This is a genomic window from Pseudomonas sp. JZ114, assembly GCF_051027705.1.
GTDB lineage: Bacteria > Pseudomonadota > Gammaproteobacteria > Pseudomonadales > Pseudomonadaceae > Chryseomonas > Chryseomonas luteola.
In genome coordinates, this window is the sequence record NZ_CP069256.1 from 3,913,049 (window position 1) to 3,926,967 (window position 13,919).

The window sequence follows — 13,919 nt, forward strand, 5'->3', positions numbered from 1 at the left end:
GCAGTGAAAGCCCCGGTTTACCGGGGCTTTTTTATGGCTTCCTTTCACCAGGCATAAAAAAGCCCACCCGCCTTTCAGCGAGTGGGCTTTTCAGTCGCGCGGTCGGGTTATTACACCTTGCTGCGCTCGTAACGCTTACGATCGTTTTCGTTGAGCAGCTTCTTGCGCAGACGAATCGACTTCGGGGTTACTTCAACCAACTCATCTTCAGCGATGAATTCCAGGGCCTGTTCAAGGGTGAACTTGATTGGCGGAACCAGGGCGATAACCTCGTCCTTGCCGGAAGCACGCATGTTATCGAGCTTCTTGCCCTTGGTGGGGTTCAGCACGAGGTCATTGTCACGGCTGTTGATACCGCACAGCTGGCCTTCATAGATTTCATCGCCAGGCGCGAGGAACAGCTTGCCGCGGCTCTGCAGAGTTTCCAGCGAGTACGTCAGTGCAGTACCGGTAGCCATGGACACCAGCACACCGTTCTGACGGTTAGTCACTTCGCCAGCCTTGATCGGACCATAGTGGCTGAAGGTCGAGGTAAGGATGCCAGTACCCGAGGTCAGAGTCAGGAAGTTGTTACGGAAGCCGATCAGACCACGTGCCGGAATGGTGTACTCCAGACGAACACGGCCTTTTCCGTCAGGGATCATGTTGCTCAGATCGCCCTTACGCAGCCCCATTTGCTCCATCACGGGACCCTGGTGCTGCTCTTCGATGTCGATGGTGACGTTCTCGTACGGCTCCTGCTTCTCGCCGTTTTCGTTCTCGATGATCACCACCTCTGGACGACCTACCGCCAGTTCGAAGCCTTCACGGCGCATGTTCTCGATCAATACGGACAGGTGCAGCTCACCACGGCCAGAGACCTTGAACTTCTCAGGAGATTCGCCCTGCTCAACACGCAGTGCCACGTTGTGCAGCAGCTCCTTGTCCAGACGGTCCTTGATGTTACGGCTGGTCACGAACTTGCCTTCTTTGCCAGCGAACGGCGAGTCATTGACCTGGAAGGTCATCGAAACGGTCGGCTGGTCAACGGTCAGCGGAGGCAGCGCCTCGACGGTCTGCTGGTCACACAGGGTATCGGAAATGAACAGCTCGTCCATGCCGCTGACGCAAACGATGTCACCGGCCTGCGCCTCAGGAACCTCGACACGCTGCAGACCGTGGTGACCCATGATCTTCAGAATGCGGCCGTTACGCTTCTTGCCATCGGCACCGATAGCGGTTACCGGAGTGTTGGCCTTGATGGTACCGCGTGCGATACGGCCAATGCCGATCACACCAAGGAAGCTGCTGTAGTCCAGCTGGGAGATCTGCATCTGGAACGGGCCGTTTACGTCGACCTGGGGAGCCGGTACGTGGTCAATGATGGCCTGGAACACGGCATCCATATTGTCGTCCATCTTCTCGTAGTCCATGCCGGCGATGCCGTTCAGGGCGCTGGCGTAGACGATCGGGAAATCCAGCTGCTCATCAGTGGCGCCCAGGTTGTCGAACAGGTCGAAGATCTGGTCGATAACCCAATCTGGACGCGCGCCCGGACGGTCGATCTTGTTCACGATCACGATCGGACGCAGGCCCGCCTTGAACGCCTTCTGGGTCACGAAACGGGTCTGAGGCATGGGGCCGTCTTGCGCGTCCACAACCAGCAGTACGGAGTCAACCATCGACATTACACGCTCTACTTCACCGCCGAAGTCAGCGTGACCGGGTGTATCCACGATGTTGATGTTATAGCCGTTCCACTTGATCGCCGTGTTCTTGGCCAGGATGGTAATACCACGCTCTCTTTCCTGGTCGTTGGAGTCCATGACGCGCTCGCCTTCGGCTTCCTTGCGGTCCAGCGTACCGGACAGCTTCAGCAGCTTGTCTACTAGCGTGGTCTTGCCATGGTCAACGTGGGCGATGATGGCGATATTACGAAGATTCTCGATCACTTTTTCAGTCTCGTTATCAAGTTGAGCCGGGCCGCAGCGGCTGATCACAGCAAGCCCGACACGACATTCAGCAAAATTCATTCAAGCCCAAAGGGCATTTAATCCAGAGAAACAAAGGCGCCAATGAGATCTGCGCCTACGAGCAGCCCGACAGGCCTGCCCTCAACCCCGGTCGGGAGGGCGATGGCGAATGCTGCCGCCAAACAGCCCGGGCTGTTTAGTCCGGGCGATAAACACGTACATTCGCATGCCCCTCATTGAGCAAATGATGAGCATGCAGGCGACTCATGACACCTTTGTCACAGTAGAGAAGGTACTGGCGACTCTCGTCCAGTTCCTTGAATCGATTGTTCAGTGCAAAGAATGGCATAGCCTGCACTTCGACACCGTCCACGGCCAGAGGATCATCCTCCTGACTATCTGGGTGACGAATGTCGAGCACGATCTGACCAGGCAGCGCCTGGCTGACTTCCTCAACCTTCAAATCCTTGCCAAGCTCGTCGATCACCTTGTCGACTGTCATCATCGTAGCGCGCTCAAGGGCTGCGTCCAGGATGGTCATGTCGAATTTGGTTTCTTCGTGCTCGATACGGTAGCCCTTGGCCTTGGTCGTCGGGTTCACCGAAATCACGCCGCAGTACTCCGGCATGTGCTTGGCAAATGCCGCCGTGCCGATCTGTTCGGCCGTGTCGATGATGTCCTGCTTGTGACTGGCCAGCAGTGGACGCAGCACCAGCGTATCGGTGACACGGTCGATTACGGCCAGGTTGGGCAGGGTCTGGCTGGAAACCTGCGAGATCGCCTCGCCCGTGACCAGCGCATCGATGTCCAGGCGCTCAGCCATGCGGCTGGCTGCGCGCAGCATCATGCGCTTGAGGATGACGCCCATCTGGCTGTCATCCACCTTGGTCAGGATCTCGCCGACCACCTCTTCGAACGGCACGCTGATAAACAGCACGCGCTGGGAACGGCCGAATTTCTCCCACAGATAATGGGCAACCTCCATAACGCCCAATTCATGAGCACGCCCACCCAGATTGAAGAAGCAGAAATGACTGACCAGGCCGCGACGCATCATTTGGTAGGCGGCAACGGTTGAGTCGTAACCACCGGACATGAGCACCAGCACCTGTTCGAGAGCACCCAGTGGATACCCTCCCAGACCGTCGTGCTGCCGATCAATCACGAACAGGCGGTCATGGCGGATCTCGATGCGTGCAAGCACCTCGGGATCCTTGAGGGAAATCCCCGCACCGCCACAGCGCTGGCGCAGTCCGCCCCCGACGTAGCGCTCTATGTCCATGGAGCTGAAATCATGTTTGCCGGCCCGCTTGCAGCGCAAGGAGAATACCTTGCCGCGAATGCGCTCACCGAAATGCTGGATGCATTTGTCGAGAATATCTTCGAAGTCGCCCAGCGGGTATTCATGGACCTCCAGGAAATGACCGATCCCTGGCGTGCAGGTCAGGCGCTCGATCATCTCGCGCAGAACCTTCGGCTCGGTCTGCTGTGTTTCGACTTCCAGGTTATCCCACTCACCCTCCACCGTCAGGTTCGGGTCCAGATCCCTCAAGACCACCCGGATATTCTTCGCCAGCTGGCGAATGAAACGCTTGCGCACCGGACGACTTTTGATAGTGATTTCCGGAAAGACTTTGACGATGAGCTTCATGAAATTTTAAAGAAGAGCGGAAACGACGAGAAAAGGTCGACAAGTATAGCTCAAACTGAAAGTTCTGACTTCCATTGGTCTAAATACATAAAAGCACCAATTTGGTGCTATAAAAAATATAAAGCACGCTTTTGGTGCTCAGTGGTCTATTCCAAAGGCACTATTAACGGCCAAGGCCTAGTGTTAGTGCGGCCCTGTCCATTACAGGGCACTGGCACGCTACTTGCTCCCTTGTGAGGCAGTAGCCCTTAGGCGAGGATAGGGCTCTTCTGAAAGCGCAACCGTTTTCAGAAGTGCCCTTGCTACGGGTACACCTGATCCTGGGAGTTACGCCAACCGCTCCCAGCCTCAATCCCTCTGGAGGAAAACATGTCGAAGGCGGTTCAACTGATCAAAGAAAACGACGTGAAGTGGATAGACCTGCGCTTCACGGACACCAAGGGAAAGCAGCAGCACGTTACTATGCCCGCTCGCGACGCCCTCGATGAAGACTTCTTCGAACACGGCAAAATGTTCGACGGCTCCTCCATTGCTGGCTGGAAAGGTATCGAAGCTTCCGACATGATCCTGATGCCGGACGACAGCACCGCCGTGCTGGATCCGTTCACTGAAGAGCCGACCGTGATCCTGGTCTGCGACATCATCGAACCGTCCACCATGCAGCCTTATGAGCGCGATCCCCGTGCTATTGCCAAGGCTGCCGAAGAGTATCTGAAGTCCACCGGTATCGGTGACACTGTATTCGTAGGTCCAGAGCCCGAGTTCTTCATCTTCGACGAAGTGAAGTTCAAGTCTGACATCTCCGGCTCCATGTTCAAGATCTTTTCCGAACAAGCATCCTGGAACACTGACGCTGATTTCGAAAGCGGCAACAAGGGTCACCGTCCGGGCGTCAAGGGCGGTTACTTCCCGGTTCCGCCGGTCGACCACGACCACGAAATCCGTACGGCCATGTGTAATGCGCTGGAAGAAATGGGTCTGGTTGTTGAAGTTCACCACCATGAAGTGGCGACTGCCGGCCAGAACGAGATCGGCGTGAAGTTCAACACGCTGGTAGCCAAGGCGGACGAAGTCCAGACGCTGAAGTACTGCGTACACAACGTCGCTGATGCCTACGGCAAGACCGTAACCTTCATGCCGAAGCCGCTGTATGGCGATAACGGCTCGGGCATGCACGTTCACATGTCTATCTCCAAGGAAGGCAAGAACACGTTCGCAGGCGAAGGCTATGCCGGCCTGTCCGATACTGCCCTGTACTTCATCGGCGGCATCATCAAGCATGGCAAGGCTCTGAATGGCTTTACCAACCCGTCCACCAACTCCTATAAGCGTCTGGTTCCCGGCTTTGAAGCACCGGTCATGTTGGCCTACTCGGCTCGCAACCGTTCCGCCTCGATCCGTATCCCCTACGTTTCCAGCCCGAAAGCCCGCCGTATCGAAGCGCGCTTCCCGGACCCGGCGGCCAACCCTTACCTGTGCTTCGCTGCACTGCTGATGGCGGGTCTGGATGGTATCCAGAACAAGATTCACCCTGGCGATGCTGCCGACAAGAACCTGTACGACCTGCCGCCAGAAGAGGCCAAGCAGATCCCGCAGGTATGTGGCAGCCTGAAGGAAGCACTGGAGTCCCTGGACGCTGACCGCGCGTTCCTGACCAAGGGTGGCGTCTTCACTGATGAGTTCATCGATACCTATATCGAGCTCAAGAGCGAAGAAGAGATCAAGGTTCGCACCTTCGTTCACCCGCTGGAATACGACCTGTACTACAGCGTCTAAGCCACCGGTTGTACAGCAGAGGCCTCCTTCGGGAGGCCTTTTGCTTATGGGCGCTTGTCATAAGGGCCTGTCAGTGCAACGCTTATGACTTACCTCTTTCTCTATGTGACGCCAGTGTCACCCTAGGAACAGATATGCGCCTGCTGTTCGCCAGCCTAGTGTTTGCCATGACCTTGCCTGTTCACGCCGAAATCTATCGCTCGGTAGGCCCGAACGGCCAAACAGTCTTCAGCGACCAGCCGCCAGCGAACGCGCCTGCCGAACGGGTCGAACTGCAGCGCCCCAACACCGTGAAAGCCGAGACGCCGGCGTCGACCGCGCCCTCTCCGTCCCCGCCCGACACGGGCGCAGCCACGAGTCAGCCCTATCAAACCCTGCGCCTGGATGCGCCTGACGATGAAGCGCTACGAGCGAACAATGGCACTTTTTCCATTAGCGCGACCATAACGCCTGCCCTATCGCCCGGCCATGAACTTCGCCTGCTGGTGGATGGGCAACCTTATGGTGAGCCGACCCGAGCACCTTTTTTTCATCTGACTAACATAGACCGTGGCACACACAGCCTGGCCATAGAGGTGGTCGAAGGTACACGTGTCGTACAACAGAGCGAGCCCGTTGAGATCACGGTGCAACGCATCAGCCTCAACAGTCCGAGTCGTTGATCCTTACCGATGCGCTTCATTTATCTGCTTGTACTACTCTTCCTGACGCAGCCGACCTTTGCAGCCGTGTACACCTACACCGATGCCGAAGGTAACCGCATCTTCACAGATAGCCCTCCAAAGGGCATCAAGGCCAACCCTGTTACGATTCAGCCTTCCAACAGCATGCCGTCGCCTGCTGCACCACGTACGATCAAGCTGTCACCCTCTAATCCGGATATTCGTAAACCGGTGCAGCCATCCGCCCCACCGCCACCGGCTCAGATCGCGTCCTACCAGATGCTGCGCATTCTTGTACCGGAGCCGGACGCTACGATTCGGAGCAATGCCGGTGAGCTGATCGTAACAGCCACCAGCGATCCAGAACTGATGCCTACTCATTTCTACCGGCTGATTCTGGATGGCCAACCCGCAGGAGCCCCTGGGCGCAGTCCGGTATTTCCACTTGAAAACCTGGATCGGGGCACGCATCAGATCGCGGTGGAGATCGTTACGGAAGGCGGCGTCGTGGTCGAGCGTACGCCTAGCCAACCTTTCCATATGAAGCGCATGTCGCTGTCTCAGCGGCGTCTGGCCAACCCCTGCAAGGACGGTGAGTGGGGTATTCGTCCCGAATGTCCGCTTTCTGAAAAACCCGAAGAAGAATAAAGCGCCAGCCCCTTATGCACCATATCAGTGCAATACTGTAGGTCGCACCAAAACGAGACATCCTGATTAGCTAGAAAACAGCTTAAGGCTACGTGCAGTGCACAGGTTATGGGCTTGCCCTAACACAGGGCAGCCTATTTACGTAGCTTGGTTTGTTTCTTGCATTTTCATGGGTCGTCACATCAAAGCTGATTCGCCATGCCTACGGAAATGATGCATCGTCTGCTGCTGGATAACCTTACGACGGCAGTCATTCTGCTCAACGCCGAGCTGCGCCTTGAGTACATGAATCCGGCAGCTGAAATGCTGTTGGCCGTCAGCGGTCAGCGTAGCCACGGTCAATTCATCAGTGAATTGTTCACCGAGTCGCCGGAAGCGCTCCAAGCCCTTCGTCAGGCAGTGGAGCACTCGCACCCGTTTACCAAGCGTGAAGCACTGCTGGTGTCCACTACAGGCAACAACCTGACGGTGGATTATGCTGTTACGCCTGTGCTCAGCCCTTCTACGACCTACCTGTTGCTGGAAGTGCATCCCAGGGATCGTCTCCTGCGAATTACCAAAGAGGAAGCCCAGCTTTCCAAGCAGGAAACGACCAAACTGCTGGTTCGCGGGCTTGCCCATGAGATCAAGAATCCCCTAGGGGGCATCCGTGGCGCTGCGCAACTCCTCTCTCGGGAGTTACCGGACGAGTCCCTGAAAGATTACACGAACGTCATCATTGAGGAGTCTGACCGCCTGCGCAACCTGGTGGATCGCATGCTCGGCTCCAACAAGCTGCCCAAACTGGCACGTACCAATATTCATGAGGTGCTGGAGCGTGTTTGCAGTCTGGTGGATGCTGAAAGCCAGGGTGGTATCTCCCTGGTACGCGATTACGACCCGAGCATCCCGGACCTCCTTATCGACAAGGAGCAATTGATCCAGGCGGTCCTCAATATTGTGCGAAACGCCATGCAGGCCATTTCCGAACATAATGAGCTGCGCCTGGGGCGTATCACGCTGCGGACGCGTGCGCTCCGCCAGTTCACTATTGCCCATGTTCGCCATCGGTTGGTGTGCAAGGTCGAAATCATCGATAACGGCCCAGGTATTCCTGCCGACATGCAGGAAACCATCTTCTATCCGATGGTCAGCGGTCGCCCAGACGGGACCGGTCTGGGCTTGGCCATCACGCAAAACATCATTTCTCAGCACCAAGGCCTTATCGAGTGCCTGAGTCAACCTGGACACACTGCCTTCAGTATTTTCCTGCCGTTGGATAAGGAGCCTTTATGAGCCGTTCGGAGACCGTCTGGATCGTCGACGACGACCGTTCCATTCGCTGGGTACTAGAAAAGGCCCTTCAGCAGGAAGGCATGACGACCGTTGCCTTTGAGAATGCGGACAGCGTCATGAATCGGCTCGGCCGCCAGCAGCCGGATGTCATCATTTCCGATATTCGCATGCCTGGCGCCAGTGGCCTGGATTTGTTGTCTCGCATTCGGGAGGTTCACCCTCGTCTGCCTGTGATCATCATGACGGCACATTCGGATCTCGACAGCGCTGTCGCCTCCTATCAAGGGGGCGCGTTTGAATACCTGCCCAAGCCGTTCGACGTCGATGAGGCCGTCGCGTTGGTCAAGCGCGCCGGCCAGCATGCCCAGGAACAGCAGGGATTCGAGGAGCCCGCTCACCTGACGCGAACACCGGAAATCATTGGTGAAGCGCCGGCAATGCAGGAGGTGTTTCGCGCCATCGGCCGGCTCTCCCATTCCAACATTACGGTTCTGATCAATGGCGAGTCGGGCACAGGTAAAGAGCTGGTTGCCCATGCCCTGCACCGCCACAGCCCGCGTGCGGCTGCGCCTTTCATTGCGCTGAACATGGCCGCCATTCCCAAGGACTTGATGGAGTCCGAGCTGTTCGGCCACGAAAAAGGGGCCTTCACAGGCGCGGCCAACCAGCGTCGAGGCCGTTTCGAGCAGGCCGATGGCGGAACCTTGTTTCTTGATGAAATCGGAGACATGCCAGCTGATACCCAGACGCGCCTGCTGCGGGTCTTGGCCGATGGTGAGTTCTATCGCGTAGGGGGCCATACCCCAGTCAAGGTGGATGTCCGCATCATTGCCGCAACCCACCAGAACCTGGAGGGTCTGGTCCGGGATGGCAAGTTTCGCGAGGACTTGTTTCATCGCCTCAACGTGATTCGTATCCACATCCCTCGCCTGGCTGATCGCCGGGAGGATATTCCGGCGCTGGCCCGGCATTTCCTGGCACGAGCGGCGCAAGAGCTGACGGTAGAACCCAAGACGCTAAGACCGGAAACCGAGGAGTACATGAAGGGCCTGTCCTGGCAAGGTAACGTCCGGCAACTGGAAAATACCTGTCGCTGGATCACGGTGATGGCGTCCAGCCGGGAGGTACTGATCGATGACCTGCCGCCGGAACTCCTTAGCCAGCCGCAGGATGCGCAACCCGCCGCCAACTGGGAACAAGCCTTGCGTCACTGGGCGGATCAGGCATTGACTCGTGGACAGTCAAGCCTTCTAGACAGTGCCGTGCCTGCTTTTGAGCGAATCATGATCGAGACCGCGCTCAAGCATACCGCCGGCCGCCGTCGTGATGCCGCGGTTCTCCTGGGCTGGGGACGCAACACGCTGACCCGGAAGATCAAAGAGCTGGGCATGAAAGTCGATGGCCCCGATGAAGAGGGTGAAGACTAAGCCCTGTAGGCTAAAAGGCGCCTTAAACGGCGCTTTTTTATGCCTGAACTTTTTGTTCAGAAAATTATGAAAAGTTGGCACGCCGCCTGCTATGTACTTGGTAACCAACCTTTTTGGGGACCTCGGTACAGGCAGGCTGGGGAATCCCCTTTTTATTTCAAGACCACCTTCGGGTGGTCTTTTTTTGTTCTGAGATAAAAGGCTACTTTTCAGGCCTTTAAAATCAATAGGTTACAGATACAAAGCTGAAACCCTTCAATTGCACTGGCTTTACAAGAAACACAGCACCATAAAAGAAGAATAATGTTTAGCATTCAAGGCTTGCACCAAAAATGTGCAGCAATTGAAATTTGCCTTAATTGTGCGCACGTTTACTGGCCAGCTGAGATCAGTGGAACCTCAATGACCAACTCCCAGTGGTCGCCTTCCTTTTTGTCCAAGTGGTCCTGAGTAGCCAGGGCTCCTCCTAGTCCAACTACAAGCACGTTGACGTCCTTGCCCTGCTGAATGACTGACCAGGAAAAGCTGCGTGACTCTTTTGTTTTTACCTGAGCACTTTGATTGCCGCCTACCAAACTTATGTTGGGCAAACGCAGATTCAACGCACCGTCTGGGCGATAGCGCTCATACTGAAGGGCCTTGTTCAGGGACAGCACCAGACGATACATAGGCCTCCCAGAGCCTTCGTCAACGTATTCTGCAGCCTGAGCCACGCGTACCTGAGGAACGATTGGCTGCCGAGGCCCTACATCGCCGTGATAGATCCGGCCGACCATCAGCCCGAACAGCAGCCCGCCCAGTGACATGGCGCCCAACCACACTAGGAGGCGGCGATTGCGAGTCTGTAGCTCACGGCGTAGCTCTTCAGGATCATCCACCCGTTGGAGTTCTCTTTCACGAGCAGCCTTAGCTTCGCGTACCTCGAGAAACAGACGGCGTACGGCATGAAACAGGCGACTCAACATGCCACCGTTCCGCAACCAGCCCATATCCACCGTACGAAGCAGCAGCCATTGTCGCCGGGTGGCGTTACCATACCGCTCTTTATTCCTGTGTTAGCTACCATGTTTGACGTCATTCTGTTCGAGCCGGAAATTCCGCCCAATACGGGCAATATCATTCGCTTGTGTGCCGTTACCGGCTGCCGTCTGCATCTGATCGAGCCACTTGGCTTTGCGCTTGACGACAAAAAACTGCGTCGCGCCGGGTTGGACTACCATGAGTGGTCGACCGTGCGGTGTCACGCATCGCTGTCAGCTTGTATAGCAGATTTACAACCCCGTCGGCTGATGGCCTTTTCTACCAAGGCTACACAGTCCTATGCCGATGTCCGCTATGAAGTAGGCGATGCCCTGCTGTTTGGTCCCGAGAGCCGCGGGCTGCCAGCCGAGGTGCGTGATGCCCTTCCCCACGAGCACCTGCTACGCCTGCCCATGCTGCCGGATCGTCGCAGCCTCAATCTCTCCAACGCGGTAGCCATTACCGTTTACGAGGGCTGGCGCCAGCTGGGCTTTTTCATGCCGGAATAAATCACTACGGCATAAAAAAACGCCCCGAAGGGCGTTTTTTCTACAGCGTAGATCAGGCCTGACCTGCAGTCTGCATGCGCGACAGCTCTTGAGCGTACAGCGCATCGAAGTTCACCGGCGACAGCATCAGCGCCGGGAAGGAACCACGTACGACCATGCTGTCCAGTGTTTCACGTGCATAAGGGAACAGGATGTTCGGGCAGAAGGCGCCCAGCGCATGACTCATGGAAGAGGCATCCAGACCCTTGATCAGGAAGATACCGGCCTGTTGTACTTCAGCAACAAAAGCGGTGTCTTCACCGTTCTTCACCGTTACGGTCAGCGTGAGGACGACTTCGTAGAAATCTTCGTTCAGCGCCTTCTGGCGGGTGGACAGGTCCAGGTTGACGTTTGGCTGCCAGTCCTGACGGAAGATGTCCGGGCTCTTGGGCGCCTCGAAAGATAGGTCGCGAATATAGATACGTTGCAGGGAGAACTGAGCGCCTTCTTCAGTCTGCTGCGCTCCGTTTAGGTTATCAGTCATGACAGAACCTTATTGTTTATCGGTTAATTCAGGCAGAGAGGAGCGGGTCGAGACGGCCTGAGCGCTCGAGCGCATACAGATCGTCGCAGCCACCCACATGGGTTTCGCCAATCCAGATCTGCGGAACACTGGTCCGGCCGGCCTTGCGTGTCATTTCACTGCGCACTGCAGGCTGGCCATCGACGGCAATTTCTTGGTACTTCACACCTTTACTGTCGAGCAGGTGCTTGGCTCGATGGCAGTAAGGACACCAGGCACTGGTGTAGATGATGACTTCAGGCATGAGAGTACCTCCTGTCCGACAATTAGTTTTTCACGAGCGGCAGGTTTTCCCCACGCCAGGTAGAGAGACCTCCCGTCAGCCGGGCCGTAGTGAATCCGGCCTGTTGTAGCGGCGTACAGGCAGCGCCGGCCTGCTGACCATTGCTGTCGACAACGATAAGGGTCTTATCCTTGTGCTTCTCCAGTTGGGACAGGCTGCTGGCCAGTTTGTCCTGAGGAATGTTCACTGCCCCGACGATATGACCGGTAGCGAACTCCTTCTTCGGACGAATGTCCAGCACAATGCCCTGCTCTGTATTGAGAAGCTTGGTCAGCTCCGCCGTTGACAGGCTGCGCCCGCTACGACGTGTCTCGTGTATCAGCAGAAGGATCAAGAGCATCAACAAGGCGCCAACAAGCAAGTAATGGTGAGTGGCGAACTCGATCAGCCGGGAAACGAATTGCATGGCACGAAGTATCCGGAGTCAAAAAATGCTGGCCAGTATACACACGCGACCTCATGCACCATACCCTGCATGCGTGGCGTCGCTAGGCGTTTGGCAGTTACACTTCAGATAACCGTTGCCTTTCGAAACAGCGCTAACAAGAGTCCGAAATCATGGCATTCACACCCAAACCTCTGGTCCTGATCATCCTCGACGGCTTTGGCCACAGCGAGGAAACCAAGCACAATGCCATTTACGCGGCAAAAAAGCCGGTCTGGGATCGCCTGCTGGCGACACAGCCCCATGGTCTGATCTCCGGCTCCGGCATGGATGTGGGCCTGCCTGACGGCCAGATGGGCAACTCCGAGGTAGGTCACATGAACCTGGGAGCCGGCCGTGTGGTGTATCAGGATTTCACCCGTATCACCAAGGCCATCCGCGATGGCGAGTTCTTCGAGAATCCGGTCATTGGCGAAGCCGTCGACAAGGCAGTCGGCGCAGGCAAGGCCGTCCATATCCTTGGCCTGATGTCCGATGGTGGCGTCCATAGCCACCAGGACCATCTGGTTGCCATGGCAGAGCTGGCGGCCAAGCGTGGCGCCGAGAAGATCTACCTGCACGCCTTCCTCGACGGTCGCGATACACCGCCCAGGAGCGCGCAAAGCTCGATCGACCTGCTAGACGCCACGTTTGCCCGCCTGGGCAAAGGTCGTATCGTGTCGCTGATTGGCCGCTATTTCTCCATGGACCGCGACAATCGCTGGGACCGCGTATCCGCTGCGTACAACCTCATTACGGACGGTACCGCGGAATACCATGCGGCAACGGCCACCGAAGGCCTCAACGCAGCGTACGAGCGCGGCGAGAGCGATGAATTCGTCAAGGCAACAACCGTCGGGACTCCCGTCAAGGTGGAAGACGGTGACGCCGTGGTCTTCATGAACTTCCGTGCTGACCGCGCCCGTGAACTGTCCCGTGCGTTTGTCGAGCCGGACTTCAAGGAATTCCCCCGTACCCGGACGCTAAACCTGGCAGGCTATGTCATGCTGACCCAATATGCTGCCAGCATTCCTGCACCCAGTGCCTTTGCCCCGGAAAGTCTGAACAATGTCCTGGGTGAATACCTGGCCAAGAACGGCAAGACTCAGCTGCGGATTGCCGAAACCGAGAAATATGCGCACGTCACGTTCTTTTTCTCGGGCGGTCGGGAAGAACCCTTCGAGGGCGAGGAACGTATCCTGATCCCCTCTCCCAAGGTTGCCACCTATGACATGCAGCCTGAAATGAGCGCCCCGGAAGTTACCGACAAGATTGTCGATGCGATTGAAAACCAGCGCTACGACGTCATCATCGCCAACTATGCCAATGGCGACATGGTGGGCCATACCGGTGTATTCGAGGCGGCAGTCAAAGCAGTGGAATGCCTGGACGCCTGCATGGGACGCATTGTGGAAGCGCTGGACAAGGTCGGCGGCGAGGCCATCATTACGGCAGACCACGGCAATGTCGAGCAGATGGAAGATGAATCCACGGGTCAGGCGCATACTGCGCATACCACCGAGCCGGTTCCGTTCGTTTATGTAGGCAAGCGCTCCGTTCACATTCGTGAAGGCGGTGTACTGGCCGATGTAGCGCCCACCTTGCTGACGCTTATGGGTATGGAGCAACCCAAGGAGATGACCGGTCGTACGATCATTACCGTGAATTAAATATCACGGCCTGCTCATTTACCCGATTGGGAGTATCGTTGCGTCCCTGGGGACTCAGCG

The 13,919-nt window shown here is 56.6% G+C and carries 13 protein-coding genes; 7 read left to right on the top strand and 6 right to left on the bottom strand.

Annotated elements, in window-relative coordinates; translation table 11 throughout:
- Positions 1-110 precede the first annotated feature (110 nt).
- Both typA and thiI read right to left on the bottom strand, forming a co-directional pair.
- The gene (typA, locus tag JQR90_RS18365) at positions 111-1,931 is read right to left on the bottom strand and encodes a translational GTPase TypA (RefSeq protein ID WP_026004159.1); all 1,821 of its coding nucleotides are present in this window, start codon (positions 1,929-1,931) and stop codon (positions 111-113) included.
- A gap of 217 nt (positions 1,932-2,148) precedes the next feature.
- Positions 2,149-3,603 carry a tRNA uracil 4-sulfurtransferase ThiI gene (gene thiI, locus JQR90_RS18370; RefSeq protein ID WP_010796127.1) on the bottom strand — a complete coding sequence of 485 codons (1,455 nt, stop codon included), beginning with the start codon at positions 3,601-3,603 and terminating at the stop codon, positions 2,149-2,151.
- 369 nt (positions 3,604-3,972) lie between these two features.
- Between thiI and glnA the strand changes: the two genes are divergently transcribed.
- The 5 genes from glnA to ntrC all read left to right on the top strand — a co-directional run bounded on the left by glnA (position 3,973) and on the right by ntrC (position 9,391).
- Positions 3,973-5,379, top strand: a complete 1,407-nt coding sequence (gene glnA, locus JQR90_RS18375; RefSeq protein ID WP_010796128.1) for a glutamate--ammonia ligase — start codon at positions 3,973-3,975, stop codon at positions 5,377-5,379.
- A gap of 134 nt (positions 5,380-5,513) precedes the next feature.
- Positions 5,514-6,041 (top strand): DUF4124 domain-containing protein, encoded by a 528-nt coding sequence (locus JQR90_RS18380; protein WP_010796129.1) that lies wholly within the window; start codon positions 5,514-5,516, stop codon positions 6,039-6,041.
- A gap of 9 nt (positions 6,042-6,050) precedes the next feature.
- Entirely contained in the window at positions 6,051-6,689 is a 639-nt protein-coding gene (locus JQR90_RS18385) for a DUF4124 domain-containing protein (RefSeq protein ID WP_010796130.1), read from the top strand.
- A gap of 198 nt (positions 6,690-6,887) precedes the next feature.
- Positions 6,888-7,964 (top strand): nitrogen regulation protein NR(II), encoded by a 1,077-nt coding sequence (glnL, locus tag JQR90_RS18390; RefSeq protein ID WP_010796131.1) that lies wholly within the window; start codon positions 6,888-6,890, stop codon positions 7,962-7,964.
- Positions 7,961-9,391 carry a nitrogen regulation protein NR(I) gene (gene ntrC, locus JQR90_RS18395; protein ID WP_010796132.1) on the top strand — a complete coding sequence of 477 codons (1,431 nt, stop codon included), beginning with the start codon at positions 7,961-7,963 and terminating at the stop codon, positions 9,389-9,391. The genes glnL and ntrC overlap by 4 nt, the downstream gene beginning before the upstream one ends.
- Positions 9,392-9,762: 371 nt before the next feature.
- Here the strand turns inward: ntrC and JQR90_RS18400 are convergent, their stop codons facing one another.
- Positions 9,763-10,356, bottom strand: coding sequence for a hypothetical protein (locus JQR90_RS18400; protein ID WP_434140207.1), 594 nt, complete (start codon positions 10,354-10,356; stop codon positions 9,763-9,765).
- A 99-nt stretch (positions 10,357-10,455) separates the two neighbouring features.
- On the opposite strand from JQR90_RS18400, the gene JQR90_RS18405 reads away from it, so the two are divergent.
- Entirely contained in the window at positions 10,456-10,920 is a 465-nt protein-coding gene (locus JQR90_RS18405; RefSeq protein ID WP_010796134.1) for a tRNA (cytidine(34)-2'-O)-methyltransferase, read from the top strand.
- 52 nt (positions 10,921-10,972) lie between these two features.
- Here the strand turns inward: JQR90_RS18405 and secB are convergent, their stop codons facing one another.
- From secB to JQR90_RS18420, 3 genes are read right to left on the bottom strand one after another with little or no spacing between them, the layout of a single operon-like run.
- Positions 10,973-11,443 carry a protein-export chaperone SecB gene (gene secB / locus JQR90_RS18410; protein ID WP_010796135.1) on the bottom strand — a complete coding sequence of 157 codons (471 nt, stop codon included), beginning with the start codon at positions 11,441-11,443 and terminating at the stop codon, positions 10,973-10,975.
- A 28-nt stretch (positions 11,444-11,471) separates the two neighbouring features.
- Complete coding sequence (grxC, locus tag JQR90_RS18415) at positions 11,472-11,726, bottom strand: glutaredoxin 3 (protein WP_010796136.1); 255 nt, start codon at positions 11,724-11,726, stop codon at positions 11,472-11,474.
- A 22-nt stretch (positions 11,727-11,748) separates the two neighbouring features.
- Positions 11,749-12,171, bottom strand: a complete 423-nt coding sequence (locus JQR90_RS18420; protein ID WP_434140208.1) for a rhodanese-like domain-containing protein — start codon at positions 12,169-12,171, stop codon at positions 11,749-11,751.
- Between the two features lie 152 nt (positions 12,172-12,323).
- On the opposite strand from JQR90_RS18420, the gene gpmI reads away from it, so the two are divergent.
- The gene (gpmI, locus tag JQR90_RS18425) at positions 12,324-13,859 is read left to right on the top strand and encodes a 2,3-bisphosphoglycerate-independent phosphoglycerate mutase (RefSeq protein WP_239383426.1); all 1,536 of its coding nucleotides are present in this window, start codon (positions 12,324-12,326) and stop codon (positions 13,857-13,859) included.
- Positions 13,860-13,919: the final 60 nt, after the last annotated feature.

Coding starts and splice junctions, on each gene's coding strand:
- JQR90_RS18420 (WP_434140208.1), bottom strand. CDS start 12,171: ATGCAATTCGTTTCCCGGCTGATCGAGTTCGCCACTCACCATTACTTG.
- glnA (WP_010796128.1), top strand. CDS start 3,973: ATGTCGAAGGCGGTTCAACTGATCAAAGAAAACGACGTGAAGTGGATA.
- thiI (WP_010796127.1), bottom strand. CDS start 3,603: ATGAAGCTCATCGTCAAAGTCTTTCCGGAAATCACTATCAAAAGTCGT.
- JQR90_RS18380 (WP_010796129.1), top strand. CDS start 5,514: ATGCGCCTGCTGTTCGCCAGCCTAGTGTTTGCCATGACCTTGCCTGTT.
- grxC (WP_010796136.1), bottom strand. CDS start 11,726: ATGCCTGAAGTCATCATCTACACCAGTGCCTGGTGTCCTTACTGCCAT.
- secB (WP_010796135.1), bottom strand. CDS start 11,443: ATGACTGATAACCTAAACGGAGCGCAGCAGACTGAAGAAGGCGCTCAG.
- ntrC (WP_010796132.1), top strand. CDS start 7,961: ATGAGCCGTTCGGAGACCGTCTGGATCGTCGACGACGACCGTTCCATT.
- JQR90_RS18400 (WP_434140207.1), bottom strand. CDS start 10,356: ATGTTGAGTCGCCTGTTTCATGCCGTACGCCGTCTGTTTCTCGAGGTA.
- gpmI (WP_239383426.1), top strand. CDS start 12,324: ATGGCATTCACACCCAAACCTCTGGTCCTGATCATCCTCGACGGCTTT.
- JQR90_RS18405 (WP_010796134.1), top strand. CDS start 10,456: ATGTTTGACGTCATTCTGTTCGAGCCGGAAATTCCGCCCAATACGGGC.
- glnL (WP_010796131.1), top strand. CDS start 6,888: ATGCCTACGGAAATGATGCATCGTCTGCTGCTGGATAACCTTACGACG.
- JQR90_RS18385 (WP_010796130.1), top strand. CDS start 6,051: ATGCGCTTCATTTATCTGCTTGTACTACTCTTCCTGACGCAGCCGACC.